Source organism: Exiguobacterium aurantiacum DSM 6208, from assembly GCF_000702585.1.
Taxonomy (GTDB): Bacteria; Bacillota; Bacilli; order Exiguobacteriales; family Exiguobacteriaceae; genus Exiguobacterium; species Exiguobacterium aurantiacum.
Genome location: NZ_JNIQ01000001.1, coordinates 1,404,856 through 1,428,314, shown reverse-complemented (window position 1 = coordinate 1,428,314; position 23,459 = coordinate 1,404,856). Strand labels below are relative to the sequence as shown.

The window sequence follows — 23,459 nt, the reverse complement described above, 5'->3', positions numbered from 1 at the left end:
GACCATGAACATCGCAATCGTTTATAGTTCAATGAGCGGAAATACGGAGGAAGTCGCCGCGCTCGTCGAGGCGACCCACCTCGAACGCGGCGACCGGGTCGTCACGTTCGAGACCGATCGCATCGGGCATCGGGAAGCGATGTCACTTGCGTCGTATGACCTCGTCTACTTCGGGTCATACACGTGGGCCGACGGGGTGCTCCCTGACGAGATGAAAGACACGTTCCGCCTCGTCTTGAAGGAGTTGTCCGTTCCGATCCGACAAGCTGCCGTGTTCGGCACCGGTGATAAAATGTTCGTCCACTTCTGTCGAGCCGTTGACGAAATGGCGTACCACCTTTCGAAATATGGAATCCCCCTCGTCGGCGAACTGTTGAAAATCGAACAGTCGCCGCGCAACCAGCCGTACAACGTCCGCCACTGGACGGAGCGGTTGGCACGAAACGCCGAAGAAGGAGTATACGCTTATGACCATTCAAAAGATCAAACTTCTGTCGCCCAAACATCCTAACCGGGCGACAGCCATCGTCGGGGGCGAGACGAGTTCCATCGTCAACTGGAACGATATCGCCTATCCGCAGTTTTACACGATTTATAAACAGTTGCTCTCGAACTTCTGGATCCCAGACGAGATCTCGATGTCAAAAGACATGCAGCAATGGCCTCAGTTGAGCGAGCGCGAGCAAGACGCGTTCAAACGCATCATCGGCTTGTTGTCGATCCTTGACTCGGTCCAGACGCGCTACATCCTCGAATCGTCGATGTTCTCGTCTGACTCATCGGTCCATGCGGTGCTGGCGGTCATCGCCCAACAAGAAGTCGTCCACAACCAATCATATAGTTATGTCCTCTCGAGCCTCGTCCCGCTCAGCGAACAAAATCGCATCTTCGATATCGCCAAAGACGACGAGATGGTCATGAAACGGAACCAGTTCATCTTGGACTTATACGAAGACTTCCGGGCCGAGCAGACGGCTGAAACGTTCGCCAAATCGCTCGTCGCCTCGATCATTCTCGAAGGGATCAACTTCTATTCCGGCTTCGCCTACTTCTATAACTTGGCCCGCCACCAGAAGATGGTCGGCACGTCGACGATGATCAGTTACATCCAACGTGACGAGATGCAACACTCGTACTTCGTCAGCCAGCTGCTCCGCGCCGTCTTGACGGAGAACCCGGAAATCGACGCCGACGGCAGCTTCAGCCAATTCGTCTATGACACGATGAAAGAAGCGGTCGACTTAGAGATCGAGTGGTGCGAATATGTCCTCCGTGACCTCGACGGCCTCGACGTCAGCGAGATGCGCGACTACGTCAAGTACCTCGCCAACAAGCGCTTACGCGTCATCGGCTTGAACGACTTGTATGAAGGCTTCAATGAAGACGTCATGCCTTGGATCCGCGCTTACTCGGACGACTCGCTCAATGCGACGAAATCCGATTTCTTCGAACAAAAATCTCGCTCTTACGCGAAAGTCACGGACGCCAACGGCTTCGACGACTTATAAGCCACAAACAGGCGCAGGACCCCATCATTCAGATGGAGTCCTGCGCTTTTGTGCTTTTGTCTCTTGACAAAACTAAAACCCCCGACCGTGGTCGAGGGCTTGTTGACATCGTCCTGCGCGAGCAGGTCAGAATCAGTGGTATGCTCTGACGTATTGAGCGATTCCTTCAGCGACGGCTTCAGCCATGCGCTGACGTGATGCATCGCTACGTAAATGAATGATATCTTGCGGAGAAGAAATGAAACCAAGTTCGACGAGCGCTGACGGCATCGTGTTGTAACGGATGACGTAATAGTTAGCCGTTTTGACACCACGATTCGTCATGCCTGACATCGACGACACCAAGTTCGATTGAATGTTTGTCGCTAACACGCGGCTCCGGGCGCTATGGGCAGAAGATGATGAGTAGAACGTCTCAATCCCTTTGGCCGCTGACGAAGTCGCCGCATTCGCATGCAAGCTGACGAACAAGTCTCCTCGAAGGTTTTTGGCGATTTGTACACGTTGGTCGAGCGTCAAATAAACATCCGTTGAACGGGTCAAACGTACTTGATAGTCGTACTTCGAACGCAAGTACGCTTCAGCGCGTTTCGTGACGTCGAGCACGACCGTCTTCTCATACAGCGATCCGCTGACGGCACCCGGGTCGGTTCCGCCGTGGCCGGCGTCTAGGACGATGACAGCACCGCTCGATACGCTCGGTTTCGTCGCCATCGTGAACGCCGCCGAGATGAAGCCGTCGCGCCCGTTGTACTTGATCTTATAGAAGCCGTTCGTCAATCCGTAATGGTCGACTTGCGTCCCGTGAGCGAGCTTGCCGAGAATGGCAGAACTTGCTGACGCCGTCGAACGAACGTTCAACGCATCGCCCGGTGTGTTCGTGAACACTTTTCCTTGCGGTAAGGCGACTGGTGCTGACGGTGCCGTGCCAGCCGTCAACCATGATGTCGGCGTGTAGTACGTCTGTGTCCCGATATGGACGACCGACCAGCTTGAGTTGTGCGTGCTGTACGTCACTGCCGTGAACTGTGGTAACACGAGCAAGACAGGTGAACTCTGATGGGTTTGGCCGAACAAGTTAATGTTTCGGTTCGCATACCCTTGTACTTTCGCCGGTTCCGGCGTCGTTGTCGTCGGCGGTTGGACCGGTGGTGCCCCTGGTGTGATCCATGCCGTCGGCGTGTAATACGTGGCACTTCCATCGTATACGATCGACCAGCTCGAATTATATTTACTCGAGACGACCGGTGTATGCAGTGGAAGAACTTTCATAACTTTTGAAGCTTGGTTGCGCGTTTCGAACAATTTCATTTCGCGGTTGGCATAACCGTTTTCTTTCGTCACCGATGGTTGGAGCGTGCCGGCCGTGATGCCTCGCGTCGGCGTGAAATAAGTGCTCGTCCCTTCATAGATGACCGACCAGCTCGAGTTGTGGATGCTGAACGTGACCGTGCGGTTCGCCGGAATCGTCTTGACGACCGGAGATGTCTGCAACGTCCGATTGAACAACTCGATCGTCCGGTTCGTATAACCGGTTTGCTTTTGCGGGGCTGCCGCCACGACTTTCGGCGCGATATACGCCTTTGCCGCATAATACGTCTTTCCGCTCAAAAACACTTTCACCCATGATGTGTTATGGGGAGCATACTGGACTTCCGTCCCTTTTTTGAGCGTTGTAAAGACTTGGGCATCGCGATGTGATGTCACACGGATGTTCAAGTTCTCCGTCGTCACGCCTGTTGACGAAGCAGCTTGGGTCGTCACCGTCGTCGGCGCCGTCATCGGTTTGATGTACTGGGCCGAGGCATAGTATGTACGATTGTTTAAATACACTTTATGCCATGATTGGTTATGAATCCCATACTTTACTTTTGTACCTTTCGGTAACGTCGTGATGAGCGTTCCAGTCGTGCTTGCTGTCGAACGTACGTTCAAATTGACAGTCGTTTCGCCATCTAATGTTGAGGCCTCAACCGCTGGGATTTGGGCACCGAACAAAAGAAGCGACAAGATAAGAGCAACCTTCAATAGTTTCATTTTCATCCAAAATATTCCTTTCCTCTCGCGCTACTTACTACTAACAACAACTTCATATTAGCATAATGCTTTTTAAAAAAAAGTAAGTATTTGAAAAAAAGATGAATATTTTTGATAAAAAGGGGAATGATTTTTAGTTAAGTTGTCGAATGACCATGTATTTGTCATTCCCATATATTTCTTCTGTGATGTAAAACCCAGGTGCTAATTTGAGCGTCTCATCCGTCAGCGTCCAATTTTGATCACGCAAACGAATGACAAACCCGTCCAACCCTTCGACAGGGGCGACCTTAAAGAAACGGGTCAAATGATGTTCTCTCTCTTTATATCGGTCAAATGTCTCGAAAGGTTTAGGTTCAATCCCGCCCCAATACCGTCCCGTCACATGACGAGAAAAGGATCGCACCGACGGCTCGGTAATCGGGTCCGGTGTATGATCGAACCGCCCGAAGTCCCGCGACGACTTTTCTTCCACGAGTGCCCCGATCGATTCGTATACGTCTAGCCCGACCCGCTCGGCCATCTTTACGACTGCCCGTTGTACGCCTTCGATGTGTCGCTGCAACGACCCCGGTGTGGCGGTGGCCTTCAATTTTTTGTCCCCTTCGTATGCGTTCAAAATGCGAGCGACCTCCCCCGCTTCACGGGCGAGCGCGAAATACGTCACATGAATCGGTGCATCGTCGGCATCGCTTGTCGGGGAATGAAGCGTGATCGCATACTGATTGGCGAGACACGTCGAAATGACGAAGACGTCTAGCAACTCTTCAACGAGCGCGGTGTTGTCATCATCGTGAAGCGCACCCCCGACTTCCCCGACCTCTTCTAACAAACGGGCAAGGCCCGACAACGGTCGCCAATACCCCCCTAAATGAATGATCATCTGATCCACTTGTCGTTGTATCTCTCTCATTTCCTTCACCTATCCTTCTGCTCTATTTACCAGCCGCATGGTATACTATGCTCAATCCAATTGTACGGAAAGGGGCAATGCCTCATGTCGTCTGTCCGGCTTTGGCAACTTGTTCGTCTCGTCCTCGTCGTTCTCGGGATGAGTGCTGTCATCTGGTTGCTCGGTATCATCTTTCAGTACACGTATCCTTTCGTCCTCGCGTTCTTGTTATCCTTGTTGACCGTACCGCTCGTCAACTTGTTTGAACAAAAAGCCAACATGCCGCGGGCCCTCGGGACGCTCCTCGCTCTTCTCATCGTCATGGGACTCGTCTCCGGGGTGATCGTCATCGTCGTCTCCCAATTGATTCGTTACGCGACGATCGCGGCGGAAAAACTCCCGACTCAAATCGAGACGTTCACCGCTTTCGCTCAGCGTGTGTTCAATGAGAAGATCGCCCCGTTCGTCAATGACGCCTACGACAGCATCGAGCGGCTTAACCCGAGTCAAACGACGTCGATCGAAGGCGGCATCACCGAGCTCGGTGTGCAGCTCGGGGCGGCGATCGGAGTGCTCTCACGCGGTCTCGCCGGATTGTTGCAAAGCCTGCTCGGCGCCTTGCCGCTCGTCTTGTTGCTCTTCATCGTCATCGTCCTCGCTTGGTTTTTCATCACGAAAGACTGGCCGGCTTACATGCGGCAAATCGATCGTTTGAACGAGCGCAAAGGGTTTAAAGAGTTCGAAGAGGTCATGTTGAACCTACGGGCCGCTCTTTTCGGATACACCCGGGCCCAGTTGACGCTCATCTCGATCACGTTCGGGATCGTCCTCGTCGGCATGTTCATCCTCCGGGTCGACAACCCACTCTCGTTCGCTCTCCTCGCCGCTTTCTTTGACTTATTGCCTTATCTCGGTGTCGGGACACTGTTAATCCCTTGGGCCGCTTATGCCGCCATCTCGGGTGACTGGTTCGTCGCCATCGGCGTGCTCGTCCTTTACATCATCGTCATCGTTCAACGCAACTTGGCCGAGCCGAAGATTGTCGGGTCGCATATCGGGTTGAATCCGCTCGCCGCTCTCCTCTCGATATTTGTCGGACTCAAACTTTTCGGCGTCCTCGGGTTCATATTAGGACCAGTGATCGCCGTGTTGTTGAAAGCACTGTACAATGCTCGCGTCTTTTATTACGTGTGGCGCTTCATCATCGGACCGACGACCATACCAAAAGAGCGATGACACGTCATCGCTCTTTCATCGTGGGTACCGCCACGAACGGTTCTCCTTCAGTTCGGTCGGGATAAGTCGACATCCCGGTCGTTCCCGCTTCATATGCGGCGACGGCCAATATACAGGCATCGATAATATCATCGACCTGTACGTTCGACATCTTCCATTTCCACGGCGAGCTGTTCGAATAGCGGCGTAGCAGCTCGATCCGTTCTGCCTCACCAGCCTCCGTCTTCTTACTGAACTCGGCCTCGCGTCCCGTCATGACCGCAAAGCAGACTTCAGGATGGGACTCGAACACATCGTCACGGTCCAACGTTTGGAACTCCCGGATGCGCGGCGCGAGGTTCCACGCCTGCTTGCTGATCCCTTTCCCGACGAGCTCGCGACTCTTCAGGTTCGCCGCTTCATACGTCTCCTCATTCAACACTTCTTCAATCGGAGGTGTGAAGATGGACGACTTCCGCTTCGTCAACTGCGACCGCAAGTAAGCATCACAAGTACGATCCGGTTTCTCGGTCGTCCCTAACTCTTTCGGCATGTCGACGAAATGCACCGCCCCATCGATCAACAAATCTTCTAACTGCTCTGAGATGGTCAGGCAAAGCGAGATGCTGTCGTACGTGATGCGTACCCAGCTTCCGCGTGCCCCATCAATTCCTACTCCTACCACGGCGTACCTCCTGCATGAAAACCAATATTCCGAACACCGCACAAAAGACGGTGATCCCTAACAACCATTGAGAAGGCCAAGCCGTGTAACCGAAGCCGGTTAGAACGGCAAAGCCAACCAATCCCACTCCTAGTTTCAACGATTCCACCCGTCGAGTAAAGTGGAAAGCGTGCGTACCATGACACCCGTCGGCCCTTTAGGACCGAGTTCGTTCGCCGCCGGGCGTTCACTCGTGCCGGCGATGTCAAGATGAAGCCACGGCGTATCTCCGACGAACTCACCGACGAACGCGCCACCGAAAATCATGTGACCGAAACGGCCCGGCGAATTGTTCAAATCGGCCACTTCCGACTTACGGACTTTATTGATGAACACATCGAAGTACGGCATTTGCCAGACGAGTTCATTCGTCTCCCGGCTCGCTTCTTCGAGTGCGCCGTAGAGTGCATCGTCGTTCGTCAGACAGCCTGTGACATCGGTTCCGAGCGCGACAAGCACACCGCCTGTGAGCGTCGCCACATCGATGATCGCTTGCGGGTCATACGTCTTCGCGAACGTCACCGCGTCAGCAAGGACGAGGCGCCCTTCGGCGTCTGTGTTCAACACTTCAATCGTCTTCCCGTTCATCGCTGTGATGACGTCGTCCGGTTTGAAGGCGTCACCGGAAATCATGTTATCTGTCGCCGGAATGACACCAAGCACGTTGACAGCCGGTTTCGTCGTCGCGAGCGTCTCGAACAACCCGATGACGGTCGCCGCCCCACCCATATCGCCTTTCATACCGACGATTCCGTCTTTCGGCTTAATTGAATAACCGCCCGTGTCGAACGTGACGCCTTTGCCGACGACGGCGATCGGGGCTTCTTCCCCGGCCCCGTTATACTCGAGCACGATTAGTTTCGGCGGGAGTTTTGACCCTTGATTGACGGCCAGCAACGCGCCCATCCCGAGCCCTTCCATTTCTTCTTTCTCCACGATACGATGGTTGAACCCGTGGCGCTCTGCCAATTCGACCGCATAGTCGGCAAGCGCCTCTGCCGTCAAAATGTTCGCCGGCATCATCGTCAACTTGCGAGCCACGTTGACCCCGCGACCTCGGGCGGCCCCTTTCTCGACTTCCGTCTGATCGACATTCCCGAGCAAGGTGATCGTCACCTCCGGCGCACTGTCTTTCGGCGCCGACTTGTATGTAGGGTGCTCGTAAGTTGCCATCTCGTAAGCTTCAGTGAACAAAGCACCGTTCGACTCGAACGTCTCGAGCGCGATCGCCACGTCTGTGAACGCACGGGCCTTGATCTCTTTCGCCACTTTCCCGAACCAGTTGCGGACGTTCTCTGTCGTGTTCTCGTTACGTTGTCCGAGCCCGACAAACAAGATTCGCTTCACTGTCCCCTCAAACGTCGGTACGATTGACAGTTCCCCAGTCTTCGTCGAGATGTCCGCTGATTGAATGAGCGACTTGACCCGACCATTATACAAGGCGTCGAGCCCCTCATCGATCGTATCGGCAGCCCCGATTCCGACGACAATCGTGTCATATGAATCGGTCCAATCCAAGTCTTTTATTTGATACATGTGTGTCACTTCCCTTCTTTATATATAGTTAGCATAACGAACTTCTCTAAAATAATGAAACGGTATGCGTAAGAGTCAAGAAATCTTCGAATTCAGGCGCCATCTCCTCGTTGTGACGAGGTTTTATTTTATGATAGGATAGGTAAGTACGCAATCCGGCACCCCTCATTCTTGAGGTGAGGCCATTTTGTTCGGTCGAGGCTTCCCCTAGTCGCAGACCGTTGCTACTCTAATCTTCTGCGTTTTCGTTAATTCCTTTTTCATTTCGGGTAAGAACTAACGAGGTAACGTTGGAAGCACACTATTTCTTTGAAGAGAGGGACTACGCTTATGTCACACATTAAAGGTATTGGCGCATCTGCGGGAATCGCAGTCGCAAAAGCATTCGTCATGGAAACACCTTCATTCGACATCCCAACGAACAAAATCGAGGATGTAGCAGCTGAAAAGGCACGCTTCGAGGCGGCCATCGCTCAGTCGAAAGTAGAGCTCGAAGAAATTCGCCAAATCACACTTCGTGAACTTGGTGAAGACAAAGCAGAGATTTTCTCGGCACACTTGCTCATCGTGGAAGATCCAGAGATCGTTTCACAAGTGAACGAGAAAATTGAAAGCGAACACATGAACGCCGCGAAAGCCCTCGACGAAGTGGCTCAAACGATGATCATGATCTTCGAGTCGATGGACAACGAATACATGCGTGAGCGCGCAGCGGACGTTCGTGACGTCACGAAACGTGTCATGGCTCACATTCTTGGCGTGACATTCATGACACCCGCTTCAATCTCTGAAGAAGTCATCATCATCGCAGAAGACTTGACGCCGTCTGACACAGCACAACTTAACCGTAAGTACGTCAAAGGATTCGCGACGAACATCGGCGGCCGTACGTCACACTCGGCTATCATGTCACGCTCACTCGAAATCCCGGCTGTCGTCGGAACAAAAGTAGCGCTTGAAGAAATCAAAAATGGCGATCTCGTCGTCATCGACGGCACAGAGGGCGACGTGTTCGTCAACCCGTCTGAAGAACTCGTCAACGAATATAACGAAAAGCGTGCTTCATTCGAAGCGTATAAAGAAGAGTTGAAACAACTCGTCAACGAAGAGTCGGTCACTGCCGACGGCCATAAAGTCAAACTTGCGGCCAACATCGGAACACCGAACGACCTCGAAGGCGTTTTGAAGAACGGTTCGGACGCGATCGGTCTCTACCGTACCGAGTTCCTCTACATGGACTCTGAGACGTTCCCGACTGAAGAAGAACAATACAATGCGTATAAGACAGTCCTTGAAGGCATGGAAGGCAAACAAGTTGTCATCCGTACACTCGACATCGGCGGCGACAAAGAATTGTCTTACCTCGACTTGCCGAAAGAAATGAACCCATTCCTCGGCTACCGTGCGATTCGTCTTTGCCTTGAGGAAACTGATTTGTTCCGCACACAACTTCGTGCCCTTCTCCGCGCCTCGGCTCACGGTGACCTCGCGATCATGTTCCCAATGATTGCGACACTCGAAGAGTTCCGTGCCGCGAAAGCCCTTCTTCTCGAAGAAGAAGCGAAGTTGAAAGCAGAAGGCGTCGCTGTCGGCAACTACGAGACAGGGATGATGGTTGAAATCCCATCGACAGCCGTCATGGCGAAACAGTTCGCGAAAGAAGTCGACTTCTTCTCGGTCGGCACGAACGACTTGATTCAATACACGATGGCAGCGGACCGCATGAACGAGAAAGTCTCGTACTTGTACCAACCGTTCAACCCGGCCATCTTGAACCTTCTCCACAACGTCATCACAGAAGCGCACAAAGCAGGCAAATGGGTCGGCATGTGTGGTGAGATGGCAGGAGAAGAGCTCGCGATCCCAATCCTTCTCGGACTTGGACTTGACGAGTTCTCGATGTCAGCTTCGAGCGTATTGCGCGCACGTAGCCTCGTGAAACGTTTGACGAAATCGGAAACAGAAGCGATCGTCAACGAAGTTCTCAACATGGATACAGCAGAAGAAGTCGTGAACTTCCTCAGCGAAAAATTCGATATTAAGGCGTAATCAAAAAGATGGCTCTCGCACGATGCGAGAGCCATCAGGCTGTTGACGAACCCATTCGCTTCTGGCGAATGGGTTCGTCTTTTTTTTGTGTTCAACGAGCTCGAGGCGCTCTGCCCGACATAAAATTGAAAAAATGCTATGTAGACGGTCGTTTTCGGCCAACAGGTTGGCCAGCTTCTTCATGTTTTGTGCGGTCGCTGCCACCAGATTGGCGCGGTCCACCGCCTCTTTCCCCCGGTAGAACGTGAAGCGGAGACCGTGGAGCTCCTTCCCGTCGGCGAACGAGCGCTCCACCGTCTGTGGCCGGAGACGGTAGAGGTGCTTGCCCGATGCGGACAGACGGTTCTCACTCACCGCTTCGCGGTAGGACTCATCGATGTGGCGAGTGATGACGCGCCGATGCGATCGGCTTGACGTGCACTTCTCGAGGAGCGGGCAGTTCTGACAGATGGCAGGATCGGACGCGTACTGGTGATAGCCGTGACGGTCGGTCGTCTTATAGGTGAGGTGCTGTTTCGCCGGACACAGATAGGCGTCCACGTCCGGCAGGTAGGTGAACCGCGTCTTTCGAATCATCCCCTTCTTCCCACCGAACCGCCGCCAGGCGATGACGCCGAAAACGCCGCGCTCGACGAGTGCCTTCGCGATCTCGGTCGTGTAGTAACCGGCATCGAGCGCGACCGCCTCGAGCGGATAGGCGAAACGGTTGAGGATATAGTCGAGACGGTCAAGATAGACGGTGCTGTCCGACACGTTCCCGGGCGTGACATGCACATCGACGATGAAGTTGTGCTTGGCGTCGACCGTCCGGTGCACCAGCCAGAAAAAGCCTTCCGGCTTCTGGTCACGGTACATATAGCCCGCGTCAGGGTCGGTCCGGCTCACCTTGATGAGTCGACGCTTCCTCTTCTGTCGCGCGGGCTTCAGTGCTTTTTTCCTCGTTTGGCCCGTTCCTCGTTCACCCGGCCGAGAAGCTCTTCCTCGACATCGCCGACGACCTGCTCGACCTCGACCTTGTCGAACTTCTTCTTGTTCGCGTTGGCTCGGATGTGGGTCGAGTCGGTGATCAGGATGCGCCCTGAAATGAAGCCGTGGGCTTCGGCCTGGCCCACGATGTCCTCGAAGATTTGTCGAAAGACGTCCGTGCCGGCGAACCGGCGTCGATAGGCCTGGCTGATCGTCGAATGGTCGGGAATTTTCTCGTCCATCCCGAGCCCGAGGAACCAACGGTACGCGAGGTTCGTCTCGATTTCCTTGATGGTCTGTCGCACGGAACGGATGTTGAACAGCGGGCCGAGCAGGATGATCTTGATGAGGATCTCGGGGTCGATGCCGGGCTGTCCGGTGTTTGAATACAGCGGCGCGCATAGCCGGTGGACGATGGAGAAGTCGATGTGGCGGTCGAGTTTGCGGACGAGGTGGTCTTTCGGGACCAGTTGGTCCAGCGAGGCGTCGGTGCGGATTGGTTCATGGCGTTTGGCGATATGGACTCGGTACATGATGATTCCCCTTCCTGTTCGGAGGCGGTGACGATCCATACATACCAGTTCCCGCTTTTCGAGGTTTTAGCCCGCATCGGGGGCTTTTTCTATCGGCCGTCGAGGCCTCAGAAAAAGACGAGAGGCCACCCAAGGGCGGCCTCTCGCGTCGCTCATCCGACGGCGCCGGAGACTCCTGAGGGATCAGCGAGCGGAGGGAGACCCAGCAGCGACAACGTCGCGATGCGGCTCCCTGCTCGCCCCTAGGAAAGCGGAGGCGCCAAGAGGAGGAGCGAAAACATTCTGTTAGTCAACAATCTGATGGCTCTCGCACGATGCGAGAGCCATCTTTTTTTGTTTTATTCCGCCCCTTTATCATCCGTTCTGAAGTCGAGCGCCTCACCCGCGACGACCGTTTCTCCGAACGGCACGACGACCGTTTTGCCATCCCCGTTTGTCCAAATGATCGGCGTGATGAGCGACGGCACTTTATCGCGAATCAAGTCGAGGTCGACGTCGAGCAAGACATCCCCCGCTTCGACGCGATCGCCTTCTTTCACTTTCGACGTGAAGCCTTCCCCTTTCAAATTGACGGTGTCGAGACCGACGTGGATGAGGATTTCTCGTCCATCATCCGCGAGCAACCCGATCGCATGTTTCGTCGGGAAGAACGTCGTGATCTGTCCGGTGACAGGAGACACGACTTGGCCCGCGCTCGGTTCAATGGCAAATCCTTCACCCATCATCCGACCGGAGAACACTTGATCCGGCACATCGTCGAGTGACAAGATCACACCTGACATCGGTGCGAGGAAGCGATGATCGGCATGTTCCGCCGCCTCAGGTGTGATGACAGCTTTTTCTTTCGGCTTGTATTCGCCGCCTTCAATGATCGCGGCGATTTGAGATTTGAGCGTGTCCGACTTCGGCCCGAAGATCGCCTGAATGTTGTCTCCGACTTCAAGAACACCGGCGGCACCAAGGTCTTTGAGCAAATCTTTATCGACTTGTTTGACGTCGTTTACAGTGACACGAAGTCGCGTGATACAGGCGTCGAGGTGCTTAATGTTCTCCGGTCCGCCTAGACCGACGAGCACTTCATACGGCAAATCATCACCGACGACGGTACGTGCCTCTTTTCCTTCGACCACGGCTTCACGTCCGGGAATCTTCAAGTCGAACTTTTGGATCGCGAAGCGGAACCCGAAGTAATAGATGACGGCGAACACGAGGCCGACCGGGATGACGAGCCACCAGGCCGTCCGGTTCGGTAATACCCCGAACAACAGATAGTCAATGAGTCCACCTGAGAACGTCATCCCGATCTTGACGTTCAGTAAGTGCATCGTCATAAAGGACAGTCCGGCAAATACCGCGTGAATCCCGAATAGAAGAGGTGCGACGAAGACGAACGAGAACTCGACCGGCTCTGTGATCCCTGTGAGGAACGACGTGAGCGCTGCCGAGAAGTAAAGGCCTTCGACGTTTTTCCGACGTTCTTTCGGTACGGTGTGATACATCGCGAGACAGGCAGCCGGCAACCCGAACATCATGAACGGGAATTTCCCGGTCATATACGTCCCGGCCGTGAACTCGACGCCGTCACGCAACTGCGCGAAGAAGATCCGTTGGTCCCCTTGCACGAGATCCCCGGCTTGGTTCGTGTATTCCCCGAACTGGAACCAGAACGGAGAGTACCAGATGTGGTGTAGCCCGAACGGGATCAACGACCGCTCGACCAACCCGAAGACGAAGGCCGAGACGGCCACGTTCGCTTCGATGATCGTGCTTGAGAACGTGTTGATTGCGACTCCGATCGGCGGCCAAATGTAAGCGAGCCCGATCCCGATGATCAAACTGAACGCCGCTGTGGCGATCGGGACGAACCGCTTCCCGGCGAAGAACCCTAAGAAATCCGGCAACTTGATGTTGAAGTATTTGTTATAGGCAAATGCGGCGACTAGACCAGCGATAATCCCCCCGAACACCCCCATTTGGAGCGTTGGGATACCGAGCACCGTTGCGTACTGCGGGTCCCCTTGGACGATATCCGCAGTGATCCCGTTCCACGTGCTGATGACTTTGTTCATGATCAAATACCCGACGATAGCTGCTAACCCGGCGACACCGTCCCCGTTGGCCAACCCGATGGCGACCCCGACGGCGAACAACAGACCTAAGTTGGCAAACACGATATCCCCGGCATCGGTCATGACCTGCCAGACGAGGATGAGTGAATCGTTTGCCAAGAAAGGTAAGAGTGCAACGAGATCAGGATTTTGGAATGCGGTACCGAACGCTAGTAAGAGACCGGCTGCCGGCAAGATCGCAACCGGAAGCATGAGTGCCTTCCCGATCCGTTGCAAGACACCAAACACTTTCTTCCACATCTTGGTTCCCTCCTTTTGTCAGAATACTTACTTTTCCCCATCTGACATATGGCTGAAACCGTTTTCCCGATACAAAAAAAGCCAACCCATAAAGGATTGGCTTTCAACTAAAATTAGTTAGCTTTCTTTTCGTTACCTGACGCGATGACCGCTTGCATTTCTGATTTCAATGCATCCGAGCGTGGTCCGAAGATGGCTTGAATGTTGTTTCCGACTTCAAGGACACCAGCTGCCCCAAGACGTTTCAACTCTTCTTTGTTCACTTGGGTCTTATCTTTCACTTCGACGCGAAGACGTGTGATACAAGCGTCTAAGTGTTTAATGTTTTGTGAACCACCGAACCCAACGAGGATATCTTGTGCAAGTTCCGAACCTGTAGCAGTTGATTGCTCAACGACTTCATCTTCACGGCCCGGTGTTTTAAGGTTGAACTTACGGATGACGAAACGGAATCCGAAGTAGTAAATGACGGCAAATACGAGACCGACTGGAATGACGAGCCACCAGTCTGTACGGTTAGGAAGTACACCGAAGAGAAGGTAGTCAATCAAACCGCCCGAGAACGTCATCCCGATTTTGACGTCTAAGATGTGCATGACCATGAATGAAAGGCCAGCGAAAACGGCGTGTATTGCGAACAAGACTGGTGCGACGAACAAGAATGCGAACTCGATCGGCTCAGTGATACCAGTCAAGAACGATGTGAGTGCTGCCGAAGCCAAAAGACCACCGACGACCGCTTTACGCTCAGGACGTGCTTCATGGTACATCGCGAGTGCTGCAGCCGGAAGACCGAACATCATGAACGGGTATTTACCAGTCATGAACGTACCGGCTGTCAACTCAGCGCCATCACGGATTTGTGCGAAGAAGATTGCTTGGTCACCACGGACAATCGTACCTGCCGCGTCTGTATATTGACCGAACTCAAACCAGAACGGTGAGTAGAAGATGTGGTGAAGACCGAACGGAATCAATGAACGTTCGATCAAACCGAAGACGAACGCCGCAAGCGTGCGGTTTTCAGTCAACATGAAGTTTGAGAATGAGTTCAATCCGTGTTGAACTGGTGGCCAGATGAGAAGCATGACGAAACCAGCGACGACCGCGGCAACAGCCGTGACGATCGGGACGAAACGCTTACCAGCGAAGAAGCCAAGGAATTGCGGCAATTCGATGTTGAAGTACTTGTTGTACGCCCAGGCGGCGATCAGACCCATAATGATACCACCGAATACCCCTGTTTGAAGTGTCGGGATACCGAGTACCGTCGCGTATGCCGGGTCACCTTGTGCGATGACGTCAGGCGTGAGCTCGAGCCAAATTCCCATGACTTGGTTCATGATGAGGAATCCGACGATAGCGGCGAGTCCGGCAACGCCGTCCCCTGCTAAACCGATCGCGACACCGACAGCGAACAAGAGTGCCAAGTTCGCGAAGATGATGCCACCCGCTTGCTCCATGAGCTGAGCGAATTTCACGACGCCTGCGTTCGTTAACCAACCAGCGCGTGATGTAAGGGCCGGGTTTTGCATCGCGTTACCGAATGCAAGAAGAAGACCGGCGGCCGGCAAGATCGCTACAGGAAGCATAAGCGCTTTACCGACTTTTTGAAGAACACCAAAGATCTGCTTAAACATGATAAATCCTCCTTTTGTAATGGTTTGTACAGAAAGACGACTGTAGATGTCAGACAACCGACGTATCTAAACGTTTTCATAATAAACGTTTATAAAAACAGAAACAGGCATGAACAAGGGATAGAACGTAGACCTCTCCCAATGGAGAAATCGTAAGCCGTTCCACTCCTTACTCATGCCTGATCGAATCAGTAACACGTAAGATACGTGGTATCAGTTATCTACTTGTAAGGCGCTGGAGATGCATCGTCAAATATGTCGCTTCACCTCGCGGGACAGGACGCTTTAATTCGCGTTCCATGATACCCATCAGCTCCCAAGCAGTACTATAGCATAGTGGATATTCTTCACGCAATACCTTTTCTATTTTTTGTGGGGCCTCGACGAACTCACCGGTCGCAACCCGCTCAACGGCGTACCGTAAGTGCCGAAGTAAGCGCTTATAATCGAGTGAAGTTCGGTCCATTTTGACGTTCAACCGACTCTCAATCGTCTGAACGATTTGGCCGATGATTTGATTGTGTCGATTGACTTCGAGGACGTTTTTGAACGTCGTCGCCGAATGAATATGAAGGGCAATGAACCCGACCTCGGCGTCCGGCAACAACACATCGAGCCGCTCATGAATCATATCGACGATGCGTTCGGCGAGCGCGTACTCGTTCGGGTAGAGCGATTCGGTCTCGAGCAAGAACGGATTCGTCACTTCCATCCCTTGTTCGATTCGTTTCATCGTGAAGAACAAGTGGTCGGTCAAGCCAATATGAATATGTTCATCGACCTTTTTGCCCGTACTCGTCTCGATGAAGCCGACGATTTCTTGCATGAAGGCGATAAAGTCCTCATCGACGTGCTTGACGAGTTCACGGTACTGCGACTGTTCTTCTTTATCGGTCAACTGATACACTTTCTCCGGGACGCTGGCCGGGTCGACGAGATCGCCTGCCTTCTTGCCAAAGCCAATCCCCTTCCCAAGTAGAATGACTTCCGGATCCGTATCATGTTGACAAATGACAACGCTATTATTCAACACTTTTTTGATCGTATACATCGGTAATGTCATTCGTATCGCATCCCTTACTAATTAAATCGTTATCTTATCTAGTATATCGGTTCAGCTTCTAAAAAAGTAGGCGGAAAACAAAAAAGACGAACATTTCTGTCGTCTTTAGAACATCGAATAACCGCTCTTGCGCAAGAATCGAATCGTCACGCCAGCCAAAATGGTGCCGAGCAAGCCGAAACCGAGCATGAAGATGTCAAGAAACTGCAGCCCGAGCAAACGTTCATACACGTTCGCGAGTGCCGTCGACGTTTCTGTGACGTAACTTGAGAGCTTGACGTTATCAATCATCAAAATGACGAAGATCGGATAGATGAACACGAGCGTCCATGTCTTTTTCAGCAACATGTTCAAGATGAAGCCGATGCTAAAGAACATGACTAAATATAAAATCGCGCCGATGACGGCCTGGATGATATGCATGCGATTGCCCCCTTTTCCCGATATCTATTATACCGAATCGACTTCCGCTTGGTCAAAGAAGTTCACCGGATTGTCGACACGAAAAAGCAGCCCGTTCTCATGAACAGGCTGCGCGTTGGCTCAACTGAATTAGAATTTACCCTTTTTAAGGACAAGACCATATTTCTTGAGCTCGATGAAGTGTTTGTTGTCGATGACTTTCTTCATGAATGAAGCGTTGCGACCGAAGATCTTTTTGCCCATGACGATGCCAATCCCATCGTTATGGCCGAGTGAAGCGACTGTCCCTTTGCTCTCATACGTGAACTTCGAAGTCGATTTTCCGTTGATGAGGGCCACGATGTTTTTCGCAACGTTATGTGCTTGTTGCGTCGCGATTTGGGCTGTCGGCGGGTATGGGCGGTTTGATACCGGGTCCAAGACGGCCGAGCAGTCACCGATGATGAAGACGTTGTCGTGGCCAGGGGCACGGTTGTCCGCTTCGACCATGACGCGGTTACGGACCGCTTCAAAGCCAGACTTCTCGATGATCGGGCTACCGCTGACGCCGCCTGTCCAAAGGATCGTGTTCGCAGCGATCGTCTCCGTCGTGTCACCTTGGAGTGGACCGAACGTGACAAGACCATGTTCGACACCTTTAATTCCGTTGCCGAGTTTCATCTCGACGCCGTTACGCTCGAGCCATTTCTGCGCATACGTCGTGAGTTCCGGGTCGAAACCTGGGAGAACCGTTGGCGCCGCTTCGATGTTGACGATGCGAACCGCTTCACGCGGTACGTCGTATTGCTTGCAAAGCTCAGGGATACGGTTGACGAGTTCGCCGAGGAACTCGATGCCGGTAAAGCCTGCGCCACCGACGACGATCGTGACGTAAGAGCGATCTGTCGAATTTTTTGATTTATATTCTGAGAACGAGTACTCGATGTGGTTTTTGATTTTACGGACGCTGTTGAGCGAGCTGATCGTCATCGCGTTCTCTTTGAGACCTGGGATACCGAACGTTTCCGGTACGCCGCCGAGCGCGAACACGACATAATCGTATTCAACAGTCGAACCGTCTTCGAGCAATACTTGTTTAGCCGTAGTATCGACGCGATCGACGATCCCTTTGACAAATTTTACTCGTGACGGGTTCACGACGTCGTTGATGTAAACGCGAGCTTGATCCGGTTTCATCGTTCCTGCCGCTGGCTCGTGAAGCCACGTTGTCTGGTAATGGTAATCATGCTTGTTAATAAGCGTGATGTTCGCATCTCCGGCTGAAAGTGTCTTCTGAAGATTGACTGCTGTGATGAGCCCGCCAAAACCAGCGCCGAGAATAACAATGTTAGGTCGTTTCATGTTCATTTCCACCTTATGTTTCATAGTTTTGTTTTCTTGAACAACCATGTTGTGTCTTTTTTCACATGATTGTTCACAATAAAGCCTAAACCTTGTTCAACCAATGTTCACAATTACTTCTATGTCATTGTACGCTCTTTGTTTCGTTTTCTCAATGGAAAAGCTTATCTTCTTGAATTTTTTTTGAATGTATTGCATGTTTGTACAGAATGGATTTAATTGACGAATGTCACTATAATAGATGTATACGTTTTGAGGAGGAATTCGATGAAATCGACGAAAGATGTGATCATCATCGGTGGCGGCCCGGTCGGACTGTTCACCGCATTTTATGCAGGTATGCGACAACTCGATGCGACGTTGATCGAAAGTTTGCCACAACTCGGCGGACAATTGTCAACGCTCTATCCAGAAAAATATATTTACGACATCGCCGGCTTCCCGAAAGTGAAAGCTCAAGATTTGATCGACCAGCTGAAGGCACAGGCTGACCAGTTCGAGCAGGACTATCGTTTAGGCGAGACGGTCGAGACGGTGGAACGGTTAGAAGACGGCACGTTCCAAATCACGACGAACAAAGACGAGTATCATACGAAAGCGATCATCATCACTGCCGGGAACGGGGCATTCGCCGCACGTCCACTCGGGATTGATGGTTGCGAAGAGTTTGCCAACCTTCATTATTTCGTGGACAATATGGAGAAATTCCGTGACCGCCGCGTCATGATCGCCGGTGGCGGCGACTCAGCCGTTGACTGGGCGCTCATGCTTGAAGGCATCGCCAAAGAAGTCCACATCGTCCACCGCCGTGACCGTTTCCGTGCCCATGAGCACACGGTCGAACAGATGAAGGCATCGACGATCAACGTCTGGACACCATATAACATCGAGTCGCTCTCTGGTGAGACGCATATCGAATCGATCGAGTTGACCGACAAGGACGGCGCCTCGAAGTTCGTCGAAGTCGATGACTTGATCTGCAACTACGGTTTCGTCTCGTCACTCGGCCCGATCAAAAACTGGGGCATGGAGTTCGAGAAGAACACGATCCGCGTCGACTCACGCATGGAGACGACGGTCGCCGGCATCTTCGCTTGCGGTGACATCGCCACGTACGAAGGCAAAGTGAAATTGATCGCGACCGGCTTCGGCGAAGCACCGATCGCCGTCAACCAAGTGAAGCAGCTCGTCGACCCGACAGCACGCCACCCGCAACACTCGACCTCGGTATTTGCCGGGAAATAATCAATTCGGCCCCTCATCTTGATTGATGAGAGGCCGTTTTTTTTATCTGCGAATCGTCTGAATGATGACGCGGTCAATCCAATCATCAAGTTGCGTGAACACGAATCCGGCTTTTTTCGCCTCCGCGATCGACATGTAGTAATCGACGTCCGTGTCGTACGGGGACGACTCCCCGTCTTTGACGATGTGGACCGGTTTACCGAGATGATAACCAATCCGCTCCATGAGCGCACCCATCGAGATCAACCCGTCGCTCGCCGCGTTGAACGGCCCGGTCACGTTCGCCCGGCCGACCCATTCCAAAAAGGCGGCCGCCTCAAAGCTTGAGATGAAGCCCATTTTTGCTTCCGGATGATGGAGGACGATCGGCTCTTCCCGACGAATCGCGTCGACATAAAACTTGAGACGGTCTGTATAGTCGTCCGGACCGAGCACGATCGGAAAGCGGACGGTCGCGACCGGGAACGAGGCGCGATGAAAGAAGTACGATTCGGCCTCCCGTTTACCTTGTCCGTAGTCATGATCTGCTTCGAGGTGGTAATCGTAATGGAGCGGATTGAAGTCACTTTCTTTTAAATGGGAACCCGGGGCGTAGACGGACAACGTCGACGTCAGCACATATTTTCCGACTCGGTCCAAAAACGCATCGGCCGCGATTTTCGCCTGATACGGCGAAAAACAAATGTTGTCATAGATGACATCGTAACGGTCGCGTGATAAGTCTTTCATCGTCGCCACCGACTGCCGGTCTCCTTTGATTGAACGAATCCCTTCTGCCTCAGGCACTTGCAGTTGCCCTCGCGTCACAATCGTCACGTCGTCTCCCGCCTCCGCCAATCGGAGTGCCAATCGTTTCCCGAAATAGCGCGACCCACCGAAAATCAGTACTTTTCTCATCCTCTCTGCCCCCTTTTCATCCTTCTCTCTCCAATATTCCCGTTCATTTCCTTGGAATAACCTACGAGCAAAAAAAGGTCACAGACGTATGTCTGCAACCTCCCCGTTCAGCAATCTCCCGGTGTCCCGGCGTTCGACGCGGTCCGGAAACTCGAGCCGCAACCGCACGTCGCGATGGCGTTCGGGTTTTTAATCGTAAAGCCGCCCCCGAGCATCGACTGTTTGTAGTCGATCTCGAGCCCATCGACGACACCGTGGTCGGCCTCGGCGACGATGACGCGGACCCCGTGATGGTCGAACTGAACGTCCTTGTCCGTCTTTTCCTCATCGAACCCCATTCCATAAGACAAGCCGGTACATCCGCCCCCTTGTACTTTGATCCGTAAATATTGTCCATCGGGGCGTTCGGTCTGTTTCATCATATCGATGACCTGAAGCGCCGCTGACTCTGTCAAATGAATCATCTGAACTCCTCCTTCATTATCTTCATATCAAGTCAACTCACTTGAGATTTTGTGAAATATCTTGTATAACTAAACTGTAACAAAAAAAATTAAATCGTTCCATCTTCGGGGCAGGGTGAAATTCCCGACCGGCGGTATTGAAGACAAGTTCTTCTCAGCCCGTGAGCGAGCAAGGCGTTGCTTGCTGATTTCGTGAGATTCGAAAGCCGACAGTATAGTCTGGATGGGAGAAGATGGCGGCATCCGACCGATATTCGGATGTTTTCTTTGACGTGGTCTTTTCCGCGACGGAAAACATCTATTTCGTATGCGCGTAAACTCTCCCGATTGTTATGATACAATCGGGTTTTTCTATGCGACGGGTGCCATTCATCAAGGAGCGACAAAAGGAGAGATTTTGATGAAAACAACGCGCAACAAACGATTGACTACACTGGTGACGTTATCGATGCTCGGGGCGATCTCATTCGTGCTCATGCTCTTTAACTTCCCACTGCCTTTCCTACCACCGTTCTTGAAAGTGGACTTCAGTGACATCCCAGCGCTCGTCGCCGGTATCGTCTTCTCGCCACTCGCAGGCGTCGTGGTCGTCGCTCTAAAAAACGTCCTCTATTATGTCTTTAACGGTGGCGGCGTGCCGGTCGGTGAACTTGCGAACTTCTTCGCGGGTGTCGCCTTCATGTATCCGGTCGCTTGGTTCTACCATAAACGTAAAACGAATAAAGCGCTCGCTTCAGGCCTCGTGGCCGGAACGATCACGATGGCGCTCAGCTTGGCCATCTTGAACTATGTACTCATCTTACCGGCATACGCGTTCTTCTTCGGGATGGCCGAAATGGCGGACCCGGCCGTGAAAACGAACCTCGTCCTTTACGGGATCTTGCCATTCAACTTTATTAAAGCCTTGTTGATTACTGCCTTGTTCGTCCCGCTCTTCATCAAATTGAAGCCGTGGATCGAACGTCAGCGCATGCAACTTCAAGCGTAACTCGTACGCGTCTAGGAACATTCCTAGGCGCTTTTTTCATGTCTTGTTCAATTACAACGCCATCCCATTCCGGCTTACCCATACGTATCAACCGAAGGGACATGACACCATCCTAGGACGATGGACAGTTTCCGGATCTCGTGTTTCACGTGACGGCTCACAGCGACGCACATGACACACGACCTTAACCTGCCCACATAAAAAGAGTGACCACCGAAGTGATCACTCTGATTATCTCGTATTCGATTAGAGAAGAAGTCCAGCGAGTGTCGCTGACATCAAGTTAGCGAGCGTACCTGCGAGAATCGCGAGGACACCCATGCGTGCGATGTCACCACGACGGTTCGGCGCCATACCACCGAGACCACCGAGAAGGATCGCGAGTGACGAGATGTTGGCGAATCCACAGAGTGCGAACGCTGTCATGGCTTCCGTACGAGCTGAAAGCTCACCCGTGCCAATGATTGGTGCGAATTCAGAGAAGGCAACGAACTCGTTCAAGACAAGTTTTTGTCCGAGGAAGCTACCGAACTGAACCGCATCTGCCCAAGGAACACCGATGACGAACGCGAGCGGAGCAAACACATAACCGAGAATCAATTGAACTGTAAGGTCACCGAATCCGAACAAGCCACCGATTCCACCGAGAATCAAGTTGACGAGTGCGATTAATGAAACGAAGGCGAGAAGCATCGCACCGACGTTCAAGGCGAGGAAGAGACCGTCTGACGCACCGCGAGCGGCCGCATCGACGAAGTTCGCTGCCTTGTTCTCTTCATCTTCCGCGATTTCGATGTTGTCATCTGGCTCATCTGTCTCAGGGACGATGATTTTCGCGAACATGAGACCTGCCGGAGCAGCCATGAAGCTCGCTGCGAGCAAGTATGAGAGCGGAACACCAAGTGCGGCATATCCAGCAAGTACCGAACCGGCAACCGATGCGAGACCACCGACCATGACTGCGAAAAGCTCTGACTGCGTCATCGAAGGAAGGTACGGTTTGATGACGAGCGGCGCCTCCGTTTGACCGACGAAGATGTTCGCCGTCGCCGAGAGTGACTCTTTACGTGACGTGCCGAGCGCTTTCGCGAGCGCCGTACCGAGAATACGGATGACCCACTGCATGACGCCGACATAGTAGAGAAGCGCGATGAGCGACGACATGAAGACGATGATCGTCAACACTTGGAACGCGAAGACGAAGTTGTCCCCGCCTACAGCTGTGCCGAAGACGAAGCTGATTCCTGCGTTCGCCGTGTTCAAGACGTTTTGAACCCCTTCCGAGATCCAAAGTAAGACGGCCCGCCCTGCTGAAGTATAAAGGACGAGGAAGGCGAACAAGAACTGGATGGCGAATGCCGCCAAGACTGTGCGCCACTTGATGGCTTTACGGTTGGTAGAGAAGATGTAAGCGATTCCAATTAGTGCCAAAATACCAACCACACTCATGATTTTCATTAGTGTTGTGCTCCTTTCATGTTAAGAAAAGCTATTATTTGTGACATACCCGAAAAGAGATGTGTCCTACCGTTTGAAACGCTTTCTTTTTTTGATGTTAAACGTCAGACA

Annotated in this window: 18 protein-coding genes, 1 pseudogene and 1 riboswitch; of the genes and pseudogenes, 6 read left to right on the top strand and 13 right to left on the bottom strand. The window is 52.6% G+C overall.

Annotated elements, in window-relative coordinates; translation table 11 throughout:
• The first annotated feature begins 4 nt into the window (after positions 1 to 4).
• Positions 5 to 511, top strand: a complete 507-nt coding sequence (locus P398_RS0107575) for a flavodoxin domain-containing protein (RefSeq protein ID WP_024371294.1) — start codon at positions 5 to 7, stop codon at positions 509 to 511.
• Positions 468 to 1,508: a ribonucleotide-diphosphate reductase subunit beta gene (locus P398_RS0107570; protein ID WP_029334663.1), complete on the top strand. Its 1,041-nt coding sequence runs from the start codon at positions 468 to 470 to the stop codon at positions 1,506 to 1,508. Before P398_RS0107575 ends, P398_RS0107570 begins: the two co-directional genes overlap by 44 nt.
• Positions 1,509 to 1,640: 132 nt before the next feature.
• Here the strand turns inward: P398_RS0107570 and P398_RS0107565 are convergent, their stop codons facing one another.
• Entirely contained in the window at positions 1,641 to 3,551 is a 1,911-nt protein-coding gene (locus P398_RS0107565) for an N-acetylmuramoyl-L-alanine amidase (RefSeq protein ID WP_029334662.1), read from the bottom strand.
• A 127-nt stretch (positions 3,552 to 3,678) separates the two neighbouring features.
• Positions 3,679 to 4,428 (bottom strand): MazG nucleotide pyrophosphohydrolase domain-containing protein, encoded by a 750-nt coding sequence (locus P398_RS0107560; protein ID WP_235263319.1) that lies wholly within the window; start codon positions 4,426 to 4,428, stop codon positions 3,679 to 3,681.
• A gap of 114 nt (positions 4,429 to 4,542) precedes the next feature.
• Here P398_RS0107560 and ytvI point away from each other — a divergent pair, with 114 nt between their 5' ends.
• Complete coding sequence (gene ytvI / locus P398_RS0107555; RefSeq protein WP_029334660.1) at positions 4,543 to 5,673, top strand: sporulation integral membrane protein YtvI; 1,131 nt, start codon at positions 4,543 to 4,545, stop codon at positions 5,671 to 5,673.
• 4 nt (positions 5,674 to 5,677) lie between these two features.
• Here the strand turns inward: ytvI and P398_RS0107550 are convergent, their stop codons facing one another.
• Together P398_RS0107550 and P398_RS0107545 are read right to left on the bottom strand one after the other, a co-directional pair.
• Entirely contained in the window at positions 5,678 to 6,337 is a 660-nt protein-coding gene (locus P398_RS0107550) for a DUF429 domain-containing protein (RefSeq protein ID WP_029334659.1), read from the bottom strand.
• Between the two features lie 135 nt (positions 6,338 to 6,472).
• Positions 6,473 to 7,912: a leucyl aminopeptidase gene (locus P398_RS0107545; protein WP_029334658.1), complete on the bottom strand. Its 1,440-nt coding sequence runs from the start codon at positions 7,910 to 7,912 to the stop codon at positions 6,473 to 6,475.
• Positions 7,913 to 8,242: 330 nt separating this feature from the next.
• On the opposite strand from P398_RS0107545, the gene ptsP reads away from it, so the two are divergent.
• Positions 8,243 to 9,961 carry a phosphoenolpyruvate--protein phosphotransferase gene (gene ptsP / locus P398_RS0107540; RefSeq protein ID WP_024371287.1) on the top strand — a complete coding sequence of 573 codons (1,719 nt, stop codon included), beginning with the start codon at positions 8,243 to 8,245 and terminating at the stop codon, positions 9,959 to 9,961.
• 153 nt (positions 9,962 to 10,114) lie between these two features.
• Here the strand turns inward: ptsP and P398_RS16380 are convergent.
• The 6 genes and pseudogenes from P398_RS16380 to P398_RS0107505 form a co-directional block, all read right to left on the bottom strand.
• Positions 10,115 to 11,460: pseudogene (locus P398_RS16380) on the bottom strand (IS1182 family transposase); the annotation flags it as partial.
• 338 nt (positions 11,461 to 11,798) lie between these two features.
• Positions 11,799 to 13,829 (bottom strand): glucose-specific PTS transporter subunit IIBC, encoded by a 2,031-nt coding sequence (ptsG, locus tag P398_RS0107525; RefSeq protein WP_029334655.1) that lies wholly within the window; start codon positions 13,827 to 13,829, stop codon positions 11,799 to 11,801.
• Between the two features lie 113 nt (positions 13,830 to 13,942).
• Positions 13,943 to 15,469: a glucose-specific PTS transporter subunit IIBC gene (gene ptsG / locus P398_RS0107520; RefSeq protein ID WP_029334654.1), complete on the bottom strand. Its 1,527-nt coding sequence runs from the start codon at positions 15,467 to 15,469 to the stop codon at positions 13,943 to 13,945.
• A gap of 217 nt (positions 15,470 to 15,686) precedes the next feature.
• On the bottom strand, positions 15,687 to 16,532 hold the full coding sequence (glcT, locus tag P398_RS0107515) for a glucose PTS transporter transcription antiterminator GlcT (protein ID WP_029334653.1): 846 nt from the start codon (positions 16,530 to 16,532) through the stop codon (positions 15,687 to 15,689).
• 105 nt (positions 16,533 to 16,637) lie between these two features.
• A complete protein-coding gene (locus tag P398_RS0107510; protein WP_024371283.1) occupies positions 16,638 to 16,955 on the bottom strand; it encodes a YuiB family protein in 318 nt (105 codons plus the stop codon).
• A gap of 129 nt (positions 16,956 to 17,084) precedes the next feature.
• Positions 17,085 to 18,296: an NAD(P)/FAD-dependent oxidoreductase gene (locus tag P398_RS0107505; protein ID WP_029334652.1), complete on the bottom strand. Its 1,212-nt coding sequence runs from the start codon at positions 18,294 to 18,296 to the stop codon at positions 17,085 to 17,087.
• Between the two features lie 267 nt (positions 18,297 to 18,563).
• On the opposite strand from P398_RS0107505, the gene P398_RS0107500 reads away from it, so the two are divergent.
• Complete coding sequence (locus P398_RS0107500) at positions 18,564 to 19,541, top strand: NAD(P)/FAD-dependent oxidoreductase (RefSeq protein ID WP_029334651.1); 978 nt, start codon at positions 18,564 to 18,566, stop codon at positions 19,539 to 19,541.
• Between the two features lie 42 nt (positions 19,542 to 19,583).
• On the opposite strand, the gene P398_RS0107495 is transcribed toward P398_RS0107500, so the two are convergent.
• Entirely contained in the window at positions 19,584 to 20,438 is an 855-nt protein-coding gene (locus P398_RS0107495) for a Rossmann-fold NAD(P)-binding domain-containing protein (protein ID WP_029334650.1), read from the bottom strand.
• Between the two features lie 107 nt (positions 20,439 to 20,545).
• Complete coding sequence (locus P398_RS0107490) at positions 20,546 to 20,902, bottom strand: HesB/IscA family protein (protein WP_029334649.1); 357 nt, start codon at positions 20,900 to 20,902, stop codon at positions 20,546 to 20,548.
• 97 nt (positions 20,903 to 20,999) lie between these two features.
• A riboswitch (FMN riboswitch) is annotated at positions 21,000 to 21,141 on the top strand.
• Positions 21,142 to 21,302: 161 nt separating this feature from the next.
• On the opposite strand from P398_RS0107490, the gene P398_RS0107485 reads away from it, so the two are divergent.
• Positions 21,303 to 21,890, top strand: coding sequence for an ECF transporter S component (locus tag P398_RS0107485; RefSeq protein WP_024372564.1), 588 nt, complete (start codon positions 21,303 to 21,305; stop codon positions 21,888 to 21,890).
• A gap of 246 nt (positions 21,891 to 22,136) precedes the next feature.
• Here the strand turns inward: P398_RS0107485 and P398_RS0107480 are convergent, their stop codons facing one another.
• Positions 22,137 to 23,348 carry a NupC/NupG family nucleoside CNT transporter gene (locus P398_RS0107480; RefSeq protein ID WP_024372563.1) on the bottom strand — a complete coding sequence of 404 codons (1,212 nt, stop codon included), beginning with the start codon at positions 23,346 to 23,348 and terminating at the stop codon, positions 22,137 to 22,139.
• Positions 23,349 to 23,459: the final 111 nt, after the last annotated feature.